Genomic DNA, 26,956 nt, shown 5'->3' on the forward strand with positions numbered 1-26,956 from the left:
GCGGCGAAGATTATCGCCCTACAAACGTGTTCTCCATTCAGCGCGCTGTCGACCCAAGCACCGGGATGGATTCGACATTCAGGAGATTTCCTTTGCGAGACGCTTGCCATTGGTGCGGGGTTCGCTTGATAATGGATGGAGGGGGGACGCGGTGTAGTGGTTTATGGCAAGGTGGATTGAGAATTTTTGACGGACTGGCTCCCATAGCCGCAGCCTTGAGTCTGCATCTCATTTTCGCCATGTGGACGCACGTTTTACGTGGATTTTCGGCGTGCACCCCCTTCATTGGGACAACGCTCGAGGTGTAAATACCACGGGTGGAATTAGTTTTGTCGGATTCCGTGTTTCCACGGATTTTTCAACTTTTCTTTGACTAGAGGCTGGCGATCGGCTCAACTCAGAGTAGCGAAAAGCACTACTCTCATTGTGTATCGCTTGTACTGAGTCCTAAGTATCCCCACTTATGTCGAACCCCAAGAACCCCCGCAAAGCTGCCCACATCTCGAAGCATTTTATCAGGCGGCTTTCCTCGTGGATCGTGCTCTCCACGGCCCTCACTCTCAGCGCTGCCAAAGTCGCTCATGCAAGCACGCTGTATTGGGATCCGGATACCGTTCCGGGGAATAACGTGTTCGGCACCCAGGCCGGGCTCGGCGGCGCTGGTACGTGGAATGCCACGAATGTCAACTGGTGGGATGGCAGCTCCGCGACGGATACGCTTTGGGCCTCCGGGAACATTGCGAGCTTTGGCGGCACTGCTGGTGGGGCGTTGACATTGGGTTCGCCGATCTCGGTGGGCGGGCTCGCTTTTACGACGAGCGGGTACACGACGGTGCTGACGGCGTCGAACACGATCACGCTGGGGGCGGGATCGGTGATCGCCGCGGACGCGAATGCGACGATCGGCACCGCGGCAGTCAATGGGATTCTCGGGACGAATGGGTTTACGATGTCGGGTGGTGGCACGCTGACGGTGGTTGGTGCGAATACGGGCTTAACTGGAGCGATCACTGTAGCGAGCGGCACGCTCGTCAGTTCAGGTAATGCTTCTGCGCTGGGGACCGCTCAGCCGATTACGCTGGACTTCGGCACCTTGAGCCTGCTGAACAATGGTGCCGGCAGCAGTTCCGCCACGGCGATTTCCTATGGAGACGCCGTAACGGTCAATGGCAACTCGACAATCAACGTCAACAACGCTGGATCGAATGCGAATAACACGATTTCGATCGCCACGCTGAACTTGAATAATAGTCAGTTGACCGTCACCAACGGTAACTCCTACGGTCTCCAGGTCACCGGCAGTACGACTCTTGGTGGTCCGATTACCACGATCAGCACCGGGTTGACGTTTACGGCAAACAATGCGAACCCGACTTCGAACATGCTCGCGCTCAGTGGTGGTGTCACTGGCGGGGGGGCACTCAACAAACAAGGTTCGGGAACCGTCAACCTCTTCGGTGCCAACACCTATACCGGTGGCACGAACATCTTCGCTGGTGCGGTCACCCTCGCGAACAGCACGGCGACCGCGGGGACCGGCAATATAATTGTGAACCCCGGCGCTGCTTTGGCGGTGACCAATGCGGCCAACGTGACCTTTAGTGGCGGCCAGACGCTGGCAGTCGAAAGCGCGGCGAATAGCTTTGGTATTCTGCGTCTTGACTCTACGGCGTCTAACATTGTGACGGGTAGTTCGCTTGGTTCCATGTTTGTCAGTCCTTACGGTGCCGCCTTTCAATTGAATACCGGTAGCGTGAACTATAACGCGACGGGTGTGCCTGGGGCTGCGGCGACTTATACGCAGAATATCAATCTGGCCAATATCGGCGCCTCCACGGCCGGCAATGGACCGGTGTTCCTTGGCGCGGCCAGCAATACGACAATGTCTGGCACGATTTTGCCTTCGGGTGGGGTGTATCGTATTGGCGCCAACGCCACCACTGGTACCGTCCTGACTCTCTCTGGTTCCGGCGCTCTCACCGGTGCGAGTAACGTCATTGTCGGTTCGCCGATGGAAAACGTACAGGGCGTGGCGAACGCTTCGGGCACCGTGGCCATCAGCAACGCTAACAGCGGGCTGACGGGGACTATCACGATCAATAAGGGAAGTGCTGTTCAGGTGACAGGCACTTCAACTGCCTCGAATAATCCTCTCGGTACGGGTACGGTTAATATTTACGGCGGTAACATCGCAATTTCCACGGGTACTGCCAACCAAAACGCTGCCGCCGGCACGCTTGATACGACCGCGACCAACTATACTGGCACCGCTCCGTATCTGGGCAACACGCTCTTCGATCTCTATCAGGGTGGCATCCTTCAGTTGAATGACACCGCAGTGACGACAGTTGGTGGCACGACCAACCTGCGCCTGTCGAGCAGCGCGACGATCAACTCTTACAGTGGCGTCTTCAACCTCCTGGCCTCCAACACGGCCACGACGACGACGGCGCAGACCATCGGCACGTACAATGCGGCCGGCGGTAACATCATTGCCGATACCCAGGGCTCCGGGACCAATGCCAACGCGTCTCTGACCATTGCGAATTTGAACCGCGTGGGTAATGGCACTATCGCGCTGACGCATGGCGCGAACGTCTATGGTGCGACCCAGACGCAATTTGCTATCACCAACCTCAACGGTTCGGCGCCTCTGGCAACGAATGGCATGATTGCGCCGTGGTTGGTCGATGCCACCACTTTCTCTTTCTTCAACTACGCTTCCGGCAGTCTGCAGACGCTCGGGACGACCTATGGCAGCGCCAATAACTGGGATGTGAATGCAAGCACGGCCGCTCTCCTCCAGGGCGCCACGGCCACCCAAAAAGTGGACGTCACGGCCGCCGCGGCGCTGAGCGCCAGTGCGAATGTCTATGCGCTGCGGGTTGGCAACTTTGCGCTGACCAACGGCTCGGGAGCAAACACGATCACCATCAATGGCAACGCCACCGATGGTGCGGGCCTGATTCTGAACAGCACGGCCGCTCAGACCGATACGGTCAATTTCACCTTTGGTGTGACGGGTAACGTCGAAGCGATTATCTATGCCACCACGGCAGCTCAGACGACGACCCTGTCCGGGAGCGTCGCGGCCAATGGTCTGACAAAGTTTGGCCCCGGCACGCTCGCCCTTACCGGGACCAACACCGGAGTGACTACGCTTCCCAGCGGCCTCGGAAACGCTGCTGGGTCTTCGTTGCAAGGTACGATTACGCTCAACCAAGGTGTTTTGAATGCGACGCCCGCTGGGGCAAATTTCCGCCCCGTCACGGTCAATGCCGGCGATCTGCAGTTCAATACGGCGAGTTTGTTCCTCAATGATATTACGTTTGCGGGTGACGCCTCGATCGATACGGGCACCAACTTGCAGCCGCGCTATAACAGCTTGACTGTTGCGGCGCGTAGCGGTTCGACCGACCCGATTACGATTGCGACGATCGCGGGTGGTTTGGTTTCCAACCAGGGTCTCACCCTGAATGGAGCGCTGAATTTGAATCATGTCACGGGCGGTAACCAATGGGTGCTCGGCAACTTCGGCCTTGCCTCATCCTCTCTCTCCGGGACGGGCGCATTGAACAAGTGGGGAGCCGGCCAGGTCATCCTCGTCACCTCCAGCCCGAGTTACACCGGCGCGATCACGATCAACGGCATCGGCGGTAACAATAACAACGCGTTGATTCGTTCCCAGGATGCGGGAGCCACTGATACCCCGTTTGGTAGCGGTGCGGTCGTGGTCAATCCGGGTGGCGTCGTCAGTCTGGCTCATCCGGCGAACCTGGTCGGGAACAGCAGCGTCACGCTGAACAGCGACCTCAACGGCCTGGCGACCGTGGCCCTGAGTTACAACGGCAATGCCACCCTGCCGACCAACACGTTTACCTTCAATAACACGAACCTCGCCGGACCTTTCAGCGCGGTCCTGGCGGTGGATTCGGTCGGTTTCAGCGGCGCGATCGATCTCTCGGCTGCGACGGGCTTTGGCAATGGCCTCGCCTTCCTCGGCAGCGCCAACGCCACGGGTAACGTCACTGGTTCGATCACCCCGAGTACGACCAATCTGACCCTGCCGAACACGGGCACGGGTGGGGTGTCCATGTCCACGACCTCGACGGGCGTATATCGCATTGGCGCGGGTGGTGGCACCACGCAGTTCCTCGGCAGCGGTCAGTTCGCCTCTGGAAACGACATCGAGGTGGGCGCAATCAGCAACGTGCACCAGTATTCCAGCGTCAGCCTGGCGAATGGCAACGGCACGGCGGCGATTTACAACCTGAATTCCGGTTTCAACGGCACCATTGTGCTCAATGGTTCGGTCAGCGGTCTCGGCCAGGGCAACCTGATCGTCGGCAATGACAATGCCCTGGGTTCCGGCACCATTCTGTTTGACGGCGGCGGCATTCAGGCGGATACCGGTACCGGGTTGCCGTTCAATGACCCGACCCGCACGATTGGCAATGCCATTGTGTTTGCGGGGGATGCGCTCTTCAACGGGGCGACCGACCTGAAGTTCACCGCCAATTTCGGCCTCGCTCCCGGGCAGAGCGGCGTGACCCGCGTCTTCAACGCGGCCAATACCACCGGTGTGACGACCTTCACCGGTAACATCAGCGACGGCACGGGTGGCTCGCTGAACAGCATCACCAAGACGGGGACGGGCTTCCTTCAGTTCACCGGCTCCAATACCTATTCCGGTTACACGAACATCAACGCGGGTGAAATCATCGTCACCGGCGACAGCAGCATTTCGTCGAACTCGACGATCACCCTCGGTGGTGGCTTCCTCGGGGCGTGGAGCTCCACCTTTACGACCAACCGCAACTACATCCTCACGGCGAGCGGCGGCGGTTTCGACGTTGGACCGGGCCAGACGGTCACTCAATCGAACCAGAGCAATATCAGCGGCGCGTTTACGTTCAACAAGAGCGGCTTGGGCAATATGGTCCTCAATGGAGTGAACTCGCAGACCGCCACGCAGGTTAACGCGGGTGAATTGTGGGTGGGCAGCAACGTTGCCTTGGGCGACATCCCCACCAACGGCGCCATCATCCTGAACTCGGCGCCGAGTGCGACCGTGGTTCCGGCGACGTTGGTGGTGACCAACAGCTTCACCAGCGGTCGCGCGATCAACAGCGTCAGCAACTCTTCCGGTGTGGTCTCGGTGCAGAGCGGGCAGACTTTTACCGATACCGGGGTGATCAACCTCGGCACCGGTCTCTTTACGAAGGCCGGTTTCGGTACTCTCGTAACGACTGGCACCAATACGGGCACCGCAGTCGCGGTGCAGGCCGGTATCTGGCAGTCGGCGAACAACCAGCCTTTCGGGCTGGGTGCGGCCGTGGATGTCAACGGCGGCACCTTGTTGTTGCAAAACACCACGGCAATCAATGCGATCGCCGGTACTGGAACGATGAGCTTCGGCGGTGGCGGCCACCTCGCCCTGCAGAGCGCGGCCACCTTCAGCGACCAAATCACGGAAGCGAATATCAACCGCTCGGTCGCGGGCACGTTGATCATCGATCCCGGTACCAGCACCTTGGGTGTAGCGGGCAATACCAACGACGTGCGCGTGATCCCGAGCACCCAGATCAACGGCGTGGCGGTGGCTTCGGCCAACGTGAACGGCATCCTCCCGGCCAACATCATCACCCAGACGGGCGGCATCGGCAGCTTTGCCACCTACCTTAGTTCAGCGGCCGGTATCGGGACCTTCACCGGTTACACGGCTGCCGGCAGTGGCAGCTTCGTGGGTTCTGCCACGACCCTGACGGATGTCACGGCGCCGATCACCTCGATCCCGGCCGGCTCCACCGGGCCGAATGTCATCCCGGGCGCTCCGACGTACGGTTTCCGGACCAATAGCAATATTTCCGGCGGCAGCCTCCGCATCGGCAGCGTCAGCAGCACGAACGAAGGCGGCATTATCGTCAATGGCACCGTCAATATCGGCGCCAACCTCACCTTCGATCCGACAATCGCCACCGGTACGGCGGCTTCCGGTGAAGGCTTGCTCTATGTCAATCCGGGTGGCACGGCGACTCTCAGCGGCGGATTGCTCGCCACGAGTCTGGTCAAGTTCGGCACCGGCACTCTCGTCCTCGCACCGACTGCCAGTAGCCAGGCCATTCTTGGTCAGTTGACGGTCCAGGAAGGCACGCTCCAGCTCTCCGGTGTCAACTTCAACAAGTTCCAGACCGATCTGGTGCTCAACGGCGCGGCCACCACCCTCGATCTCAACGGCCAGAACCTGGCTTTCGATTCGCTGGCCAACTCCGCCGGCGTCACCGGCACGGTCGGCGGTGGCATCATTGGCAACAGCAGCACCAGTGCCGCCGGCACTTTGACCATCGTCGGCGCCAGCGGTGTGAACACCACCTTTGCCGGCAACATCGTTGATGCCGTCAACGGCGGCAACCAGACGACCGCGCTCGTCAAGGAAGGCGCCAGCACCCTCGTGCTCGGTATCGCCGTGCAAGGCCAGCCCGACGCCAGCAACAACACCTACACTGGTGGGACGACACTTTACGGTTATGACAGCACTGCGGGGAACCAAAATGGTGCGCTGATCAGCAACACCGGTGTGTTGACCGTCCAAAATCCGCTCGGCCTCGGCACCGGTGCGGTGAACCTCGACGGCGGCACCTTGAGTTTGTTGAGCAATGGCGGTGGCATCAACGGCACCATCATCCTCGGCAACCAGACCGGCATCGGCTCGACGGTGAACGTCGAAGGCCCGTCCATCATCAACGTGGATCGCGTGGCGGCCAACACCGGCAACTCCTGGCAGATCGGCAATCTGAACATGACGGAGAACGCCCTCGATGTTACCGGCGGCGACAGCTATCACCTCCGCGTCGCAGGCACGACGACTATCCTTGGCAACTACGCCAGCTTTATCACCGGCACGACTTCCTCTTCCGGGACCACGGAACTGGCTGGATTGATCACGGGTAGCGGCGCCCTGGACAAATACGGCGCGGATATCTCGCGCATGTTGCTGATCGACAACGGCGGCAACAGTTACTCCGGTGGCACGAACATCATTTCCGGTAACCTCATCGTGAACACCGCCTCCGGCACACCGCTCGGCACGGGTCGAGTGAATGTGTTCCCCAGCGGTATGCTCACCATCAGCGGGCTGGGTACCTGGGCTTCGGGAACGATCGGCGGCGCGCCGGTGGTGGTGAATAGCTATGTCAACAGCGCAGCTACCATCGGCTTGCTGAACGACAACTTCGATCCCACAACGTGGCTCGGCGCGAGCGGGGTCTTCAACAACGCCTACGGAACCAGTGCGGTATCCTTGAATCGTCCGTTCTGGACGCGGGCTCTCGATCAATCGGCCTTCGGTGATGGCCGGACGTTCCTCACGCCCGGCATTGTCGGGGAAGTCGACTACATCGCTTCGAACCTCATCCCCGGCCTCGGGGATGGTACGGCTGCGCGCATTTACCGTCTCGGCAGCGGTGCTATCAATGGACAAAACCTGGCCTTCACCGGTGCGGACAATGTCCTCAACGACCTGGCCGCCCCCGGCACGATGGTGCAGATCGGTTCTCCGACCAGCATCATGAACAACGGTGCCCTGACCAACCTGGGCAATAGCAGCGGTAACACCACCTCGGTCATCATCCGCAATTCCAACGACTACACCGGCGGGACGATTGTCTGGAAGGGCAGCGTTTTGCAGATCGAAACCGGCGCTTCGCCTGGCGCGAACAACAGCCCTCTCGGCACCGGCGCGGTCGACGTTTGGGGCACGTTGCAAACGTCCGGCCAGAACGGCTCGTTCGTCAATGCCTCCACCGGCAACAACAACAACGTGATCAATCTCCACCCGGGCGGCTTGATCGTCATCAACGATGTGGCTGGAACCGTCACGGGCGGTCAGGGGCGTTGGGCGGACGCCACGGGCATCAACCTCAATGGCGGCTCGTTCCAGTTCACCGGCGCCACGGGTTATGGCTCCTCCGAAACCATCGGTACCGTCACGGTGGACAAGCTCGGCAGGATTATCGTCAGCAAAGGTAGCGGCGCTGGTACGGCGCAACTCAATATCGCAGGCCTGACTCGCGTAACAGCATCGGGTTCCACCGGCGCAGGCGCTCTGCTTCTCCAGGGGAGCGGCAACGGCACCCTCGGCATGGTGGCCTCGGCGACGATTAGCAACACCAACGCCAATGCTTTTGATCGCATCGTCATCACGGGTACGGCGCCCACGCTTGGCGGTAACGTTTCGATTGGCGCTGGTATCACCGCCGGCATTGCCACTGCAGGTATGGCCGCGCCGTGGATCATCAATACGAATGATCCGTTGGGCGTCCTCGATTTCGTGACCTACAGCCCAGGGGCCAGCAACACCGGCTTCCAGCCGCTGGTGACGATCGGCTCTCCGGGTGCGGGCACGCTGGCTGCGAACGGCACCTTCACGCCGGGCGCGAATCAGGTTGGTTACAGCAAGGTCTTCGGTGGCGGCACGGCTGCTCCCACCATCGGTGCCGGTCAGCTCACCGCCTCGGATACGGTGGACTTGAACGGCAATGCGGCCCTGACCCTGGCCGACGTGAACACCTCGGTCTACGCGTTGCGCACCAATCAGAACATCCTGCCGGCCACCAGCGCGAACCCCTCGCTCACCATCGTCAGCGGCGGTTTGCTCGCCGTCACCAACAACGTGACGATCAACCCCAACGCCGTTGGCTTGAACCTGCCGAACCAGGCGATGACCCTGAACTTCGGTGTCGGTGGCAATGCGGAAGCGGTGATTGGCAGCACGGTGACGGTGATGACCATCAACGCCCAGATCGTGGCCACCGGCCTGACCCGGATTGCGACGCAAGGGAGCGGTGCCAACTTGATCCTCACCGGGGACAACCTGCTCAGCGGCCCGGTGACCCTCGACGGCGGTATCATCCAGGCGCAAAACACGCTCAGCGGCATCGGCAGCGTGGTTCCCGGGGTGTTCAATGGCCAGAATGTGATTCTCGGAGGCGCCGCCAATGCCGGCGCCGACCGAATCGTTCTCGACGCCCGCGTCGGCACGAGCACGACGTCGGTTCTGGCGAGTGGCGTGCAGGCGACCAGCCGCTTCTCGGACGCCTTTTATGTCAATGGCGATTCGGAGATCGATACCAACAACGCCTCCATTTCCCAGCACATCGCCAGCCTGACCATGGCCGACCTCGGGGCGGAAAAGCCCATCGCGCTGACCCTGAGCAACGGCGTTTATGTCGAGGGCACCACGACTCTCGGGACGAACAACCAGTTCAACGTAGTCTTCCAGAATTTCTCCAGCTCGACTTTCGGCGGCCTGGTGCAGGGAGGGACGTTGAACAAGTATGGCAACGCCACCCTGCTCATGGCGGGAACCGCGAACACCTACGCGGCGACCGTGATCAACGAAGCGGCGGCGAATACCGCCACCAGCATCGTCGGCAGCTTGACCCGCAGCGGCTCTCCGTTTGGTTCCGGGCCGATTACCATCAATCCGGGCGCCGAACTGCGCATCATGGATCCGAGCAACATCGCCGGCAACACCGTCAATCTGAAGACCGACGGGGAAGGTATCGGCGGCATCGGTCTGGCCGTGACGATGTCGCAAGCGACCATCGCCGGTCTCTTTGGTTCCGGGGCCGGTCTGATCAATGTGTCGAGCACCGGCGACCAATCGGCCTCTGTCGCGCTGGACGCCAACAGCTGGAACAACGCCGTCAATATCGGTGGCATTGAGACGGCGATCGGGAATAGCAAGCCGGTGTGGCTTGGCAGCTCGATGAACCCGGTCCAGATCTATTTCAACAGCGGTTCGGTCAACTACAATGCGTCGACGCTCACCGCCGGTGCGGGGAATACCCTCCGGATCGGTGGCGGTGGTAACCAGGGCTCCATTGCTCTTGGTGTCGGACAGTTTGAAAACGTCCTGACCGGCAATGAGACGGTGATGCTCTCCGCGTCCACGGCCGGCCTGATGCAAAACGGGCCGCTTTATGTCAATGGCAACATTGGCAGCCTCGTTCTCGACAACCGGGATATGGGCTTCACCGGGACGGTGGTAATCAACGCCGGCGGCAACATTAACATCCAAAACGCCTACGCCCTCGGCTCCGGCACGATCCAATTCAACGGTTCGGCGGCGCTCAATAACGGCGGTGTCCAAATTGGTAACAACCAGACCGTGCCCAACGCGATCAGCGTGACGGGAGATTTGTTGGCTTACCTCGGCGGCACCAACGCCACATTGAGCGGCAATGTGAACCTCGCCCCTTCCGGCACCGGTGGCACACGCGTCTTCTTCGACGCCTCGACGGCGACGGGTTTCACGGGCGTCATTTCCGACGCTGGAACCGGCACCGGGATGTCCAACATCATCTTTTCCGGCAACAACAATAACAACGGTGGCTCGGCCATTTTCCACGGGGCCAACACCTATCATGGCACTACCACGATTACTTCCGGTCTGCTCTATGCCGCCACGGATGTGACGCCCAACGTCGCGGGCGCTCTCGGTATTAGTGACACGCCTATTCTCCTGGGTAACGTCGGCACGAACAGCGCCGGCCAGTTCGCTCTGGCTGGGCAGTTCAACATGGGCCGCGATATCATCGCGACTGGTCAGGCAGGCAACAACTTCAACCTTGTCCGCCTGCAGTCGATGCAGTACGGCACCATCACGGGCAGCATCAATACCACGATTAGTACAGCGGGCGGTGGTTTGGCCCTGGACGCTGTATCCACGGCCAACGGCGTCGGTGGTATCCTCGATGTGAAGGGGCAGATCGTGGGCGCCGGTGCGCTGCAGATCGGTGGCGGCGGTGCGGGCGTGGTGCGCCTCAGCAGCAATGCCAACGGGTTCGGGATCAATACCTTCTCGGGTGGGGTGAATATCTGGGGCGGTCGCCTCCAGATCAATGCGGACACCTACTTCACCGGCTCTGCTTCCTCACCGACGATCATCAGTGGTCCGCTGGGCACCGGCACGCTGTTCCTGGGTCGCCAGGGCACCACGACCAGCGGTGTCGGCAACCAGGCGCCCACGTTTGTGGAAAATCGACCCGTACGGCGGCGATCGCACGATCGTCAACCCCTTGGGTGCAATCAACCATAACGGTAACACCACCCTCATCTTCGGTGGACACAACAACCTGACGTTCACGTCGGGTATGGACTTGAACTCAGCTACCACGATCGAAAACCGCAATTTCCAGGTTAACGATATCCAAGGGAACGTCACCTTTGGCGGCGTGCTGAGCAATTCGAGCACGGCATTTTCCAATATCACCAAGTCCGGTTTGGGCACTCTCGTCCTTTCGGGCGCCAATACTTTCGGTTCCACCGCTTCCGGTGTGACCAATGTAACCGTCTCTGCCGGCATCCTGCAGTTCTCCGCGGATAATAACCTGGGCACGGACAGCGCCACGGCTAACAACGTCTCCCTCGGTGGCGGCTTCCTCGAATATACCGGAGCCGGTTCGTTGATTTGGAATAGTGCATCCACCAACCGCACCCTGAATTTGACCGCGGCCAGCGGCATTCAGGTGGATAGTGCTACAGGCATCCTCGAGATCGATAACAACACCACTGGTGCTTTCGCCCTGACGAAGGCCGGCGCCGGTACTCTCAAGTTGATCGGCACGGCCAATACCGACACGACGCTGACCATCGGTGGGCTGCCGACCGGTGGCGGCGTGGTCAGCACCACGGCGACCAGCGGCAACCCGTTTGTGGCCAGCAACGGCACGGTCAACCTCCTCGGCGGCAACCTAACCATCACCGGTGGCGGAGCGGCGCAAGCGCTCAACCTCGGCCTGACCAGCACGCTGAACTACGGCAGTGGTTCATATATCACTATCAACGGTCCGACTTCCGGCACGAATAGCCTCCAGACCCAGACGTTGACCCGCACGAACCAAGGTACGCTGACGATCATCGGTACCGACCTCACCAACTTCGGTGCCGGTACTTTGGTGGAAAAATTGCTCGTTGGCGGAACCGCACCCGCGACCGCGAACGGCATGCTCACGGTGCCGACCGCTTTCATCCGTTTGGCGGGCACAGGCGCGGTGGCCAACTTCGCCACCTATGGCGCGACGAACGGCTTTACCACGGAGACGAATCTCGCATCTCCCAACAATATCACCAATCCTGGTGTAGCCGTGATGGCGGACATTGCCGCCGGCGCGGCCCCCGTTACGGCCACTGCGACTGGCGTGAACAACGCGCTGGCTTTGCGCACGGCAAACAGCATTACCGATAACTCCGGCGCGAACCTCGTCATTGCCAATGGCGGCCTCATCCTGAACGTCAACACGGCGAATGCCAACGCGGGTGTCACGATTAGCACCGCGAACTTGACCTTCGGCTCGGTGGCGACCCCGGCGGAAGGCATCATCTACGTGGCGGACGGAACGAGCAGCACCCCGACCATCAGCAGCGCGATTACGGCGACCAACCTCACCAAGGCCGGACCCGGCACCTTGCTCTTGAGCGGTACCGGCAGCGTCATGGCCCCGGTCGGCACCGGCCTGCGCAATATCTCGATCAACGAAGGCACACTGCAGTTTGCTGGCCAATCCAGCTTGCCCAGCAGCGGTCTGGTCACCATTAGCCCGATGGATACCGGCACGTTCGATTTGAACAATCAGAGCCTGACGATCGGAGGCTTGGGCAGCGGTGCTTCCTCGGCGATCACTTCCACGGGTAACGTGATCAATTCCGGCGCTGGCGCGCAGACCCTGACGCTCGCGGTCAATAACCAGACCAGCACCTTCAGCGGCCTGATCAGCGGCAATATCAGCATCACCAAGGGCGGCACGGGCACGCAGATCTTCGGTGGTAACAATCTCACCGGGACCGGCGGCAATACCTACACCGGCACGACCACGATCAACGCCGGCAACATTCAGAGCGCCGGCGGTATCTATACCGAAAGCGGCACGTTGCAGGTCAACGGTGTCAACTCCCTCGGCACCAATACTTCGGTCACCCTGGCCGGCGGCGCCTTGCTGCTGAATAATGCTTTCGCAGCCAGCGACATGATTGCGGATTTCACCACGCTGCAACAGGGTCCGGGCAGCGGCTACAACATCACGGTCGCCGGGACGAATAACTTCGGGACGACGAATACGACCAGTATTCTGCAAACTGGAACTTCGGCAGCATCGTTGCCGAGCGGCGTTTATGAGGCGTTCAACAACTTGACGGTCAACGCTCCGGTTCTCACGCTTCAGCAAGGTCAAAACAACGCGAATATCACCAACGGTATTCTCATCGCCGGGACGACCACTTTCGCCGGCAACACCACGCTGAACGTGAATAACAACGGGAACACCGTTGAAAACTTTGTTCTGGCCGGGACGATTTCAGCTCCCACCTTCACGCTGACCAAGATCGGCAGTGGTAACGTCACCCTCACCGGAACCGGCGGCAGTGGCAATGGCACCGGCGGCGCAGCCAACAACGTCGGGGCTTGGAATATTTATGCCGGCACGCTCGAAGTCCGTCTATCCGACGGCAGTAGCAGCCCGTTGGGAACGAATAACGTTACCCTCAACGGCGCGACCCTGGCCATTCGGCATGACGGCGACGACCTGGCAGATCCCGAGAACCTGACCACCTTCAGCGGCTTGAACCTGGTCATTGGCTCGACGGCATCCGTCGCCAGCGGGAACTACCTGGATAGCGCCAATACCACGCTGAATTTGGGGACGCTGAACAACGGTAACTTCAAGACGATCGAAATCAACCAGCTCCAGTTTGGCGGCCCGTTGGGCACGGCTTTCCTCACCGAAGGCAACCTGAACAACACCTATCCGCTGGAGGCGTTGAATGGCTTGACCATGATCAAGGACGCCTACCTGTCCCTCGGTGGCAGCCCGGTGACGCTGGATGGCGCCATCAGCGGCAATGGCACGATCTTCAAGACGGGCACCAACGAATTGGACATCAATACCGTAGCTACCAACACCGGCGGCACGATCTTCAACCAAGGCAACGATCAAACTTCGGCAGCTTTGGAAGGTAACACCCCGCACGCTGAGGCAGCCACCGCCCAGCTCGGAAGTGGAAACATCACGGTCAACCCGAGTGCGGGTTCTCCGCTTCAACGGCATCGGCAACCTCAATTCGAGTTCGCTGGTCGACGTTCGCAGCAACGTGCTCAACTACGGTGTCATCGGCATCGGCGACAACACGGCGCTCAGCAGCTATAACCTGCGTGTTCCGCAGGCGGCCGGCGTGTTCAGCAACAACATGCTCATCGGACCGAATACCGGTTCGGGCGTTCTGGCCATTAACTCCGTCTACAGCCTGCCGATCAACCTGGCGACCATCGGTGACGGCACCTGGTATCTGGGTTCGACGAACAACGGAGCAGGCGTTTCCGCCACCAGCAGTGTCAACGGCACCATTACCGGCACGGTCGCGCCGGGCGCGCCGGGCAACTTCCGTTACACCGTCGGTGCAACCTCCAACCAGTCGAGTTCGTTGCCGACTTACCGTCTGGGCGGCGGCGGGAATTTCCTCAACATCGGTCTGGTCGGTTCGGACGCCGCAGCCACGGCCACGGCCAACATCATCACCGGAAATGCCAACGTCGTCGTGGGCGGCCAGCTCACGAATACGAGCAACAACAACGGTGCGATCATCGGCAACGTCACCGGCACAGTCTTCTTCAACCAAAACGAAAACTACACCGGGGCGACCTTGGTCGACAATGGCAGCACTCTCGAATTCCGCGGCACCATGGCCACCAGCGGCTACGAAGTGTTTGGCATCCTGGCGGCTGGCGGAAGCGGCGGTACCTTTGCCGGCGGCCCGGCACCGGTGATCCGTCCCGGCGGTTTGGTTCGCCTCGACAACTCCCTGGATCTGCTGCCCGCTTCCGCCACCCAGGGCCGGTGGGGAAGTTCAATGGCGGTCAACCTCGACAGCGGCACCTTCCGCGTCATCGGCAATGCCGCGGCGGATCTGACGCAGAACGTCGGCGCGGTCAACATCGCCGGTGGTTCGTTCTTCACCCCGCAAAGCGTCTTTGGCGGTCGTGTCATGCAGATCAATGCGGCCAGCATCAACCGTGTGGCCAATAACAACGGCGTCACGGGTAGCAACGGCATGGTCTCTATCGAACCGACGAACGGCAGCCAACTTGGAACGAACGAACGTGTGACGGCGACCACGATTGCCAATTATGCCGGCACCCAGGTCAGCCCGACCTCCGCGATTCAGAACGGCATGGTCGCGCCGTGGATGTACAATAACCGCGACCAGCAGTTCCTCACTTACAGCGACTTCGGCTTCGTCAACGCCGGCTTCAATCTCAACGTCGGCAACATCACCCTGCCAGCGTCGACCGGCACCGGGGTGGAACGCCTTCTCATCAACGGTGGCACGGCGACCCTCCCGGTGGGTGGCTCGATCAATGTGTGGGCGTTGCGTCCGGATAGCTCGGTGGTGATGGCGACGACCAGCGATACGACGGCCTCGATCACGATCGGCAGCGGCGGCATCATCGACGGTCAGAGCATTTCCCTCACGCCGAAGCTCGTCTTCGGCAGCACCGGAAGTCCGGTCGAGGCGGACATCGCGGTGGCGGCCAATACGTTGGTCATCGGTGACATCACGAACACCACTACTTCCGGCCAGATTACGGCGACAAACATCGTCAAGGCTGGCACCGGCACCCTGCAGATGGATTCCGAGCAGGCGACCTTCAACGGCAGTATTGCCGTCAATGGTGGCGGCCTGACCCTGCGCAACACGGTTGCGGCCGGCAACACCTCGAATGCCGGCGGTGCGGGTGGCTCGATCATCATTAACGGCTTCCAGTCTTCGCTCAACCTGCGCGCCGATAATAACAACACGGTCTTTAACAATAGTGTGGTGATCAACGCCAACAATCCCGTGGCGATCATCAGCACGGACCGTGCGGCGAGCACCAGCGTCACTGGCAACACAATCGCTTTGGCTGGCGGCCTTACCTTCCTCGGTTCGCCGGGCGACCAGGGGCAGACGCTGACATACAACACGGCGAATGCCTACAACCTGCAAATCAATGGCACGACCAGCCTTGGCGCGGGCTATGACATCTTCAACATCACCAACGCCAATTCCCAAAATCCGAACCTGACACTGGCCGGGGCGGTGACTGGAGCCGGCACGCTGGTGCGTGAAGGCGCGAGCACCGGCACCTTGTTTGTCGGTGCCAGTGGCGTAAACCCCACCGCGAGCAACACCTTCACGGGAGGCGTGGTCATTCTGACCGGTGGTAACGTGCAGTTCAATGCCACGGCCACGGCGAATGGCAACGTGGTCAACAACCTCCTGGGCGCAGGTAACAACGTGAACTTGCTCGGGGGCCAGTTGAACCTCCGCGTCGACCAGACAAACAACAGCACCTTCGAAACCGCGACTTTCACTACCAACACGGTCACGGTCACGGGGAACAGCACCATCAACGTCGACCGTGTGACGTCCAGCGGCGGCACCAACAAGGCCGTGGCCTTGTCCAGCCTGTCCATCGGCGGCCAAACGTTGACGGTCTCCAGTGCTGACACTTACGCGCTGCGCTTCAACGCGGTGAATCTCAGTGGCACGCCGACGCTCAACACGAGCAACGACTTGGTCCTCAGCCATGTCAGTGACAGCGGCGCGGGGCTTTCCATCGTCAAGAACGGCGCCGGCCAGCTTTGGTTCGCCGACAACACCAGCACGTTCAGTGGCGGAGTTTATGTGAACGCCGGCACTCTGCGCTTCGGCACGCCAGGCGCGGTCAGCACCACGGCCACGGCTGGCACCGGCAGCGTGCAGATCAACGCCCAGGGCGCGGTCCAACTGGAATCGGCTTCCAACATCGGAACCGGCAAGCTCCTCGTCGACGGCGTCAATCCCTCGCTCGGCGTTGTCCGCGTGGGCGCGGATGCCTCGCTAACGGCTACTGTGCTGAGCAACAGCGGTGTCTTCAACAGCGCGTCCACGAACGGCGATCTGCGCATTACCACCAATTACGCCAATGCGCTCGACCTGAGCAATAACGCCACCACCGGTATCGGCGACGGCACGTTCTTCCTCGGCGTGCAACAAACAGGTGGCACTACCAGTTTCAGTTACACCGCCAATACCTTAGGGGTTGGCACAGGTAACGTATATCGGCTGGGCGCGAACGATGCCAACACCACGACGCTCATTCTGGCGCCGGTGACCTCCACCAGCACCGTCCTGACGGGCGCGAACAGCTTGCAGGTCGGCGCGCTGGCTTTCGGCTTCAACAACGGCACGGGCACCGTGCTGCTCAATACCACGAACAACTACAGCGGCGGCACGGTCATTTCCCGTGGCAGCACCCTGCAGATCGCTTCCGGCGGCGCCAATACCCCGCTCGGCAGCGGCCAGGTGGATGTGTTCGGCACCATGACGGCGCAAAACACCAACGGCAGCTTCAAGACCGCGACGACGGGCAACACCAACACGTTCGTGTTCCATCCGGGTGGCATCCTGAGGTTCGAAAACAACGTCACCGCGACCAATGCGGATCGTTGGGATGACTCGACCGGGATTGCCCTCAACGGGTCTGGCGTGACCATCGACAGTCTCAATAATAGCACCAGCACGGAAACGGTTGGCGCCATCAGCTTCTCGAACGGTTCTCGCATCACCTTAAACTCCACCGGCACCGGCCAAGTCCAGTTGACCACTTCGGGCGGATCCGGCAACCTGACCCGTAACGGCACCGGCACCCTGGTGTTTGTGGACACTGCGGCGGCCCGCTTGGGCGCGGCTGCGGGCAACAACAGCGAGCGCTTCCTCGTCACGGGTGGCGTGGCGAACATCAATGCCACCACGCTCAATGGCATGCTGCCCGGTTACATCGTGTCGGCCAACGATAACGCCTTCGTCAATTACGGCACGAACGGCATCATCGCCACGGCGTTCAACAACACGAACTTCGGCTCCGGCTTGACCAACAACTCGCTCGTCGACGTGACCGCCAACACTTCGCTCACCGGCAACGTGTCCGCTTACGCCATGCGGATCGCCGCCTTCACCCTCAGCAACGGCACGGGCCAATTCGATACCGTGACGTTGAACGGCGCGGGCACCGCGAATTCCGCGGGCGGCCTCATCTTCTCGGGTACCGGCACCCTCAATGCAAACCTGAGCTTCAATGGATTCGAAGGGCTCATCTACACCGCCAGCGGGGTGACGGGCACGATCAACGGCGACCTGAGCGGCATCAGTGCGACCGGCATCACGAAATTCGGCGTCGGTATCCTGGCCATCGGCAAAGACCAGACGGATCTCGCCCGCGGCACTGGGGCTGGCTACTCCAATGGCTGGAATGTCAACGAGGGCCAGCTCACTCCTCTGACCTTTGGCGCCCTGGGTAATGCGGTCAGCACCAACTCGGTCAACCTGAACGGCAACGTCGCCGGCACCGCGACCAACGCTATTCTGCCGAATGCGGCTACCCTCCGCTTGCAGTTGAACCAAGGCAATCTCGGGATCGCTTATTACTCCATGGGTAACCTGAACGTGACCGATCTCGGCTCGATCAGCTACGACCCGCAGTCCGACGACCGCACGCAAGCGCTGGGTGCGGCGGGCGCCCTCTCCAACGTGACCATCACCTCCACCGGTGGCTCCAAGGAGGACGCGCAGCTCTACTTCAACGACGCCCGTAATCGCGCAATTCTCCAAGTCGGTACCTTGACGGTGAGTGGTGCCAATGCGGGTGCTCAGCTCTATATCGCCACAACCACCCAGGGTAGTAACATCACCTCGGGCATCAGCTCGGGTCTCTCGGTGGCCTCACTGGCCGGCACCTCCGATCAACGCATCGAGAAGTGGGGCAGCGGCGTTCTCTACGTCCGCGGTTCCAGCACGTTCGCCGGCGCGGTGAACATCGAGGAAGGTGCGATCCAGGTAAACAACAACGGTTCGCTCGGCACCGGTGCAGTGACGGTCAAGCGTTTCGGTATCCTCGACGTCAATACGGCCAACTTCGCGCCGACCAATTCGACCATCACCTATCAGTCCGGTGCCATCGAACGCTGGACGGCGGATGGCGCCCGCACCGGCACCCTCGACTTGACCAACGGCGGCACCACGACCGGGGCGAGCCTCCAGGTCGCCAACGACCAGACGGCCAACACGCTCAACGTGATCATGAACGGTGGCTCGATTTCGGGCTTCCTCCGCACGGACGATCTGCTCGGCACCAACGGCAACCGTGCCGTTTACCGGACGCTGAATTCGAACATCACGTTCACCTTCAATGGCAACACCTACCTCGGGCAGGATATCAGCCAGGGGGTGAATGGTACGGATATGGGCATGCAGGCGAATGCTTTCAACCCGCTGACCGCGGCGGCGAACGGCGTGCTCCTGCAAATCAACGGTGCTATTTCCGGCACGGGTGGCCTGATCAAGCAGGGTTACGACACGATCACGATTGCCTCGAGCAATGACACCTACTCGGGTGGAACGTCTGTGACTCAAGGTATGCTGCGCGCGGGAGCGACCAACGTCCTCGGTTCGAGCGACAATACGGTCGGCAACATCGGCACCGGCAACCTCAGCACCACAGGTGGCGGCATGTTCGATCTCAACGGTTACGATCAGTCCGTTGGCCGGTTGACTTCCACCGCCAGCGGCTTCACGGCGGGCACGACCAATTCCACCGGCAGCGGTTACATCACCAACACGGCGACGGTGACCAACACGCTCAGTGTCGGCAATGGCACGACCGGTTCGGCGACCGACTTTACCTACGGTGGCGTCATCCAATACAACGTCGCCGTGGTGAAGAACGGAACTGCGGTCTTCAGCTTGACCAACGCCAACACTTACGCGGGTGGCACGACGCTCAACAGCGGCTGGCTCCAGGCGGCGAACACGACCGGCTCGGCCACGGGCTCGGGCAACGTGACGGTCAACGGCGGTACGCTGGCCGGCGCCGGCACCATCGCGGGTACGGTCATCCTGAACAGCGGTGGCGCGCTCGAACCCGGCGCCCTGACGCTGGGACCCGTTGGCAATCCGACGAGCACCATCGGCACCTTGACCGTCGGCGGCCTGACGATCAATACCGGCAGCACGCTCACCTTCAAGCTCACGACCCCGGGCGGAAGCGACGATCTGGTCAGTATCACCGGGACCGATCCGCTCAGTAGCTCGATCCTCAATATCGCGGGCGCCCCCACCTTGAACATCCTGAACTCGGGTGGGTTTACGACCGGCACTTACAAGCTCTTCTCCTTTGCCAATGGCACGGATACCGGCTTCAGCAATCTCCCGCTGCATCCCACCAGCCCGGTGGCTGGTCTCATCCTCACGACCGTCGACAATACGGCTTCGCACGAAATCGATCTTTTGGTGCAAGCGAATACGACCGTCGTCTGGAGCGGTAAGGAAAACCAGATCTGGGACACCACCACTCACGCGTCTCCGAAGAACTGGGTTGACCTGACCAGCAACCCCGCGGACTTCGTCAATAATCTCGATGTCACGTTTGACGATACCGCGACCGGTTTTGCCCCGGTCGTCAGCGGAACCGTTCAACCGAAGTCCATCTCGTTTAACAACGCGACGGCCGACTACGTGCTGGGAACGGATGGTTCTGGCGTCATTGCGGACAGCACCTTGCCCACGGCTCTGGCCAAGACCGCCGCCGGTGGGTTGACGATCAATATCGGCACCAACACCTTCAGTGGTGGCTCGACCATCAGCGCCGGCACGGTGACCTTCGGGGCTTCGACATTGGTCACGGGTGGAACGCTGACCCAAGGCCCGCTGGGCGTTGGGGCAATCGCCCTCAATGGCGGCACGATCCAGGACAACGGCTCCCCGATTACCATCGCCAACGCGATCAATATCGGCGGCAACCTCAGCTTCGATTCGACGGGCTCCGGCAGCCTGACCTTCACCAACGAAGTGGCGGCCAATCAGACGACCCTCATCGTCAGCCCGACGCTGACGGTAGCCAGCGGTGCCAGTGTCACCTTCCAGCAGCCGATTGTCGGCTCGGGGAAGAGCCTCACCAAGGCGGGCAACGGCACACTCATCCTCGCTGGTGCAAACACCTACAATGGCGGAACGACCGTCAGTGGCGGTGTGCTGCAGGTCAACTTGGGCGGCAGCCTGGCTGCGGGCAGCAATCTGACGGTGAACTCCGGCGGCACGGCGGCGTTGAACAACGTCGGCCAGTCCCTCGGCACGGTGCAGGCGAACGGCGTATTGAACCTCAATGCAGCCGCCAGCACGACGACGGCGACCACCCTGAATGGCGCCTCCTCCGGCGCGCTCGCCTTGGGCACCGCCCCGACGACGATTCTGAGCGTCGCCAACGGCGCCTATAACGGCACTCTGACGGGCAGTGGTGTCCTGACAAAGGCGGGGACCGGCGCTGATGTGCTGACCCTGACCAACAGTGGAAGCACCTACACCGGTGGGACCAATCTCACCGCTGGAACGCTCACTCTCGGTGCGAGCTCGATTGTGACCGCGGGCAGCTTGGTTTCCGGCCCGATCGGGACGGGCACTCTGGCCGTCACCGCTGGCACCACCATCAACGGACAAACCGCGGCGCAGACCATTGCCAACGCGGTGAACCTCAATGCCTCGGTCGTTCTTGGTGGCACCAGCCTGACCATCGACGGGACGGGTTTGACGTCGCCGACCAGCATCACCCTGCTGGCTAATGCCAGCATCGCGGCAAATAGTACCGATACCTTTGCCAGCGTGGTGACGGACGGCGCCTCGACGTTCAACCTGACTCAGGCGGGCACGGGCACGCTGGCCCTGACCAATGCGGCCAGCACCTACAAGGGCATCACGACCGTCAACTCCGGCGTTCTCCAAGTCTCGAAACTTGCCGCGGGCGGCTCTCCGAGCAGCATCGGCCAATCGAGCAATGCGGCGACCAACCTGGTGATCAACGGCGGCACGTTCAAGTATGCTGGCGCCGGTGATACCACTGACCGACTCTTTACCATCGGCGCCACCGCGGGCAGCACGATCGATGCGTCCGGCACCGGTCCGGTCAACTTCAGCAACAGCGGTTCCATGGCCTTTGCGGGGACTACCGCGCGCACCCTGACGTTGACGGGCTCCAACACGGGCGCCAATACGCTCGCTGCGAAGATCGCCGACAGCGGCTCCGGTGTGACGACGCTCGTCAAGAACGGCGGCGGCACTTGGGCGCTGACCAACGCGACCAGCAGCTACACGGGGACGACGACGATCAACTCCGGCACGCTGAGCATCAGCGCGATGGCCAATGTCTCGGTGGCGAGCCCGATTGGCGATCCTACCACGACGGCCAATGGCACGATTGGTATCGGCAACGGCGCGGGCGGTGCGACGCTGCAATACACCGGCGCAGCCACCAGCAGCAATCGCGTGATCAATCTCGCCGGCACGACCGGTGGTGCGGCTCTCGATGCGGAAGGCACGGGCGCCTGGACGCTGACCTCCAACATCACAGCGACGGGCGGTGGCGCGAAGGTTCTGACGCTCACCGGCGCTGCCGCGGCGAACATCGTCAACACCATCAGCGGCACCATCGTTGATAACTCGGGCACCAACACCACGGGGATTACGAAGAGTGGCACCGACACCTGGCTGCTTTCCAACGCGGCCAGCACCAACACGGGTATCGTCACTCTCAACAACGGTATTCTTGAGTTGCAGAAACTCAGCGCCGGTGGCGTCGCGAGCAGCATCGGCCAGTCGAGCAATCTCGGCGCAAACCTCGTCTTCAATGGTGGCACATTGCAATACGTCGGCTCGGGTGATACGACCGACCGCTTGTTCACGCTGACGGCTTTCGGCGGCACAATCGACGATTCGGGCACGGGTGCGCTGACCTTCAGCAACACCGGCGCGCTGACTTACACCGGAAGTGGCGCGCGATCCCTGACCCTGACCGGGTCGTATACCGCTTCCTCGGATACCTTCGCCCCGGCATTGGCCGATGGCACAGGTGGTTCCACCTCGCTGATCAAGACCGGCGCCAGCACATGGACGGTTGCCTCCGGCAGCACCTATACCGGGTCGACCAATGTGCTCAACGGCACGTTGGTGGCCGGCAGTAACTCGGCCTTCGGCACCCAGACCGGCACGTTTACGCCGACCCTGAACTTGGGTGATGTGACCGGCAGCAACAACGCCGCGGTGCTGCTCGATGCGACAAACGCGCGCTTCATCACCAACACGATCACCGCACGCGACACGACCGGCGGCGCGCTCACGCTGGGTTCGCTCAATACTTCGGGCACCGGCGACTTTGCGGGCAACGTTGTCCTCGGCGCCACCGCCAACACCGGCAAGGGCGTAACACTCGGTGCACAAGGTGGCGGAACCACGGTCTTTTCGGGCCGCATTCTTGCGAATGGGACCGATACCACCGCGGGTGTTCGCACGGCGAACCTCGGGGGCACGGGAACGGCGACGGTTAAACTCGCCGCGAACAACAGCTATGCGGGTGGCACTGTGGTCAACAGTGGAACGACCGTCCTGGTGGATAGCATGACCGCCGGTGGCAATACCTCGCTGGGCGCCAATGTCGCCTCGAACGTGGTGACCCTCTCGGGTGGCACGCTGCAATTCGGTAATAACTACGGTTCGGGTCTCACGGAAAGTTACATCCTGGGCACGGGTTCGATGAATACAATCGGTGCCGGCACGCTCTTCGCCAGCACCTCCAATGTGAAGCTGGCGGAGTTGAATACCTCCGGCACTGTCACACGCACGGCTGGTCAAGTTAACGACACCTCCTGGGGCAGCAATGAAACCTGGGTTTACTCCGGCCAGATCTACGCGCCGACGGGGCAGATCTCCTTCGCCAAGAGCTTTGACGATGGCGTCCAGATCAAGGTCGACGGCAACGTGGTCCTCAACAACCAAGCCGTCGGGACGATCCTCGGCACGGGGAACTTGAACCTGGCACCGACGGCGGACGGCTGGCACACCATCGAAATCCGCCTGTTCAACGGCACCGGTAGCGCAGGTGCGGTGGCTCAGGGCACGGGATGGACGACAACCTTCGGTCTCGGTGTCAGCGGTATTCTGGGCAAGGTGGTGGACAATACGACCACCAGCCCGTTGGGTACCAACTATGTGTCACCGGCCGATTCCGGCAATATCACGGTGTTCCGCAACAACCTTGGGACCGTCGCTCAGACCTACGCCAACAGTGTCTCGGTCACGCAGAGCAGCACCGTCGACCTCGGCGCCAATACGTCGTCGCTGACTCTTGGTGCTCTCAGCATCAACAGCAGCACGCTGACGACCCAGGCCACGGGCGGTTCTGGCACGCCAGTGGTGAACTTCGGCGCGACGACCCTCACGGGCTCGCCGACGTTTGCTCCGGCTGCCTCGACGATCGTCACGCTCGGCGCTCTCAACGACAGCGGCACCGCCCAGGCGATCACCGCCAACGGTGCCGGCACGGTGCAACTGACCGCTGCGGCGACCAGCCTCGTCGATGGTACTGCGGTCAATATTACCAACGGGACACTGGCCTCGAACAATGCGACCGCGCTTGGTAATCTCGCCGCGGTGACGGTCACGAGCCCGGGTGCCTTCTCCGTGGGCGCTTCGCAAACCATCGGATTGCTTGCTGGCGCCGGCACGACCTCGCTCAACGGCAATACGCTCACGGTCGGCAGCACGAATGCCCTGAGTTCCAGCTACAGCGGTGCTTTGGTGAACGGCACCGGCACGGGCAGCTTGATCAAGGCTGGCAACGGCACCCTGAGCCTCTCGGGCAATAGCACCTACACGGGAACGACCGGGGTCAGTAAAGGCACGCTGAACCTTGTGGGCAGTGGCAGCCCGACCTTGGGCGGAACGGCGATCACAGTCGCCAGCACGGGAACCTTGGGCATCATTGGCAACACCACCATCGGGACCACCTCGGTTGGCAACATTACCATCAACGCGGGTGGCACCCTGAGCCTCCTCGATGGCAGCATCAATACGCTGACGCTGCAGAACACGACCAGCGGGTTCCTAAGCATGGGCAGCGGCGCCGACCTCGCGCTCGACCTGAATCCGAGTGGTTCGGTCGATAGTTTGAGCGTCCAGTCGCTGACCCTCACGGGCGGCAACTCGATCGTCAGCCTGAACAACCTCTCGGCGGGCACGTTGAGCAATGGTAGCTATACGCTGATGAGCTACGCTGCTGGTTCGACGCTGAACGGCTTCGACTTCACCTTCGACGGTACCAACACGGTGAAGCAGGTCGGCGGCGGGCACACCTACACGCTGGTGACCAACGGCACGAACCTGCAACTCATCGTGGGTACGGTCGCCACGCCGACACCGGTCTACTGGCAGGGAACTCAGAGTGATGGAAGCTGGGCGACGATCACGAACACGAATGCCACCAACTGGGTCAATGGCCCGACCGGCACGGACACCAACCAGATTCCGGGTAGCGTTTCCGACGTCTTCTTCACCGCCAACTCGGCGACGAACCTTACCACGACGCTTGATCAGAGCTTCGTGATCAACAGCCTGAACTTCACCGGCGCTGGGACCACGGCGGATTCGACAAACGTGACGATCAATAACGGCACCGGTTCGAACACGCTGACGATCAATAACGGCGTCACCGACGTGAGTACCTCGGCGGCGCACACCGTCAACGTGCCAGTCGTGCTCGGTAACGATCAGACCTGGTCGAATAGCAGCACGGGCGACCTGACCTTCAACGGCAATGTGACTGGTGTGAATACCAACCTGACCGTCACCGGCAGCGGCAACACCGTCATCAACGGCGCCATCCAGACCGGCAACGGCGGGCTCAACAAGACGGGCGTGGGCATGCTGACCCTCGGCTCCGGCTCGAACACCTACGCGGGCACGACGAACATCGCTGCGGGCACGGTGAAACTGGGCGCGGATAACGCGATCCCGTCCGGCGCCGGCAAGGGCAACGTCACCGTAAACGGCACGCTCGACGTCAACGGCCACAACCAGACCATCAACGGCCTGAGCGGCACCGGCACGATCGACAACACCGCGGCGGCGACTTCGCCGACGCTGTCCGTGGGCGCGAACAACCAGACCAGCACCTTCGGCGGCACGATCCAGAATACGGCTGGCGCCCTGGCGGTGAACAAGGTCGGCACCGGTACGGTGACGATGAGCGGCGCCAACACTTACAGCGGTGGCACGAATGTGAGCGCCGGCACGCTGGTGGTCAGCGGTTCCATCCAGGGCAACACGACGGTGGCCTCGGGTGCTACGCTGGCCAGCGGCGCCAACATCAGCTCGCAAGTGGCGGCACTCAATGCCGCCAGCGACGCGCTCGGTGGCGGCACCGTGGCTCCCGGCAACACCGGTGGTGTGGCCGACCTGAGCACCGTCGGCCAGCTGAATGCCACCGGCGCGGTGACCCTCGGCACGGCCAGCACGGCGGGAGTCGCCCATCTCTCCATCGAGGTCGGCGGTAATCAGGATGGTTCTGGGGTCGGCCCTGGTGTCCTCAACACCACCAACTCAGGCTCGCTGCAATACGACCGCGTGGCCATGTTGGGCAGCACGCTGACGCTGAATAACGCCAACCTCGATATCTCGCCGGTCAACAGCTTCACCTACACCGACCCGAGCTACAACAACAGCACGCAGCAGTTCAACCTCGACGGCCACATCTTCTTCCTGATCACCGGGGCATCGAATGTGGCCGGGACCTTCGGCAACCAGCAGGGAGTGGATCCGAATCTGCCGGGCTTCAACACCATCTACGGCACCGACGGTCAGGAGTTTGCCATCAGCTACCAAGCCAGCTTCTCCGGTGGCACCTTCACCGGGGGCAACGACGTGGCGATCATGGCCATTCCGGAACCGAACTCGATGGCGATGCTGGCGGGCAGCCTGGGCATGGCCCTCGGCCTCCAGCGCTTCCGTCGCCGCCGAATCTCGTAACCGTGACGCTTTCTACCTCTGACGGGTAGAAACG

The 26,956-nt window shown here is 61.4% G+C and carries 3 protein-coding genes; all 3 read left to right on the top strand.

The window, feature by feature from the left end:
* Positions 1-463 precede the first annotated feature (463 nt).
* The 3 genes from CFE428DRAFT_RS24170 to CFE428DRAFT_RS24175 all read left to right on the top strand — a co-directional run bounded on the left by CFE428DRAFT_RS24170 (position 464) and on the right by CFE428DRAFT_RS24175 (position 26,922).
* Entirely contained in the window at positions 464-11,101 is a 10,638-nt protein-coding gene (locus CFE428DRAFT_RS24170; protein ID WP_006982298.1) for a beta strand repeat-containing protein, read from the top strand.
* Positions 11,034-14,204 (top strand): beta strand repeat-containing protein, encoded by a 3,171-nt coding sequence (locus CFE428DRAFT_RS40030; protein WP_237705554.1) that lies wholly within the window; start codon positions 11,034-11,036, stop codon positions 14,202-14,204. Before CFE428DRAFT_RS24170 ends, CFE428DRAFT_RS40030 begins: the two co-directional genes overlap by 68 nt.
* Positions 14,205-15,681: 1,477 nt before the next feature.
* Positions 15,682-26,922, top strand: a complete 11,241-nt coding sequence (locus CFE428DRAFT_RS24175) for an autotransporter-associated beta strand repeat-containing protein (protein WP_237705556.1) — start codon at positions 15,682-15,684, stop codon at positions 26,920-26,922.
* The last annotated feature ends 34 nt before the right edge of the window (positions 26,923-26,956 follow it).

This window comes from Chthoniobacter flavus Ellin428 (assembly GCF_000173075.1).
In the GTDB taxonomy this organism is placed as follows: domain Bacteria; phylum Verrucomicrobiota; class Verrucomicrobiia; order Chthoniobacterales; family Chthoniobacteraceae; genus Chthoniobacter; species Chthoniobacter flavus.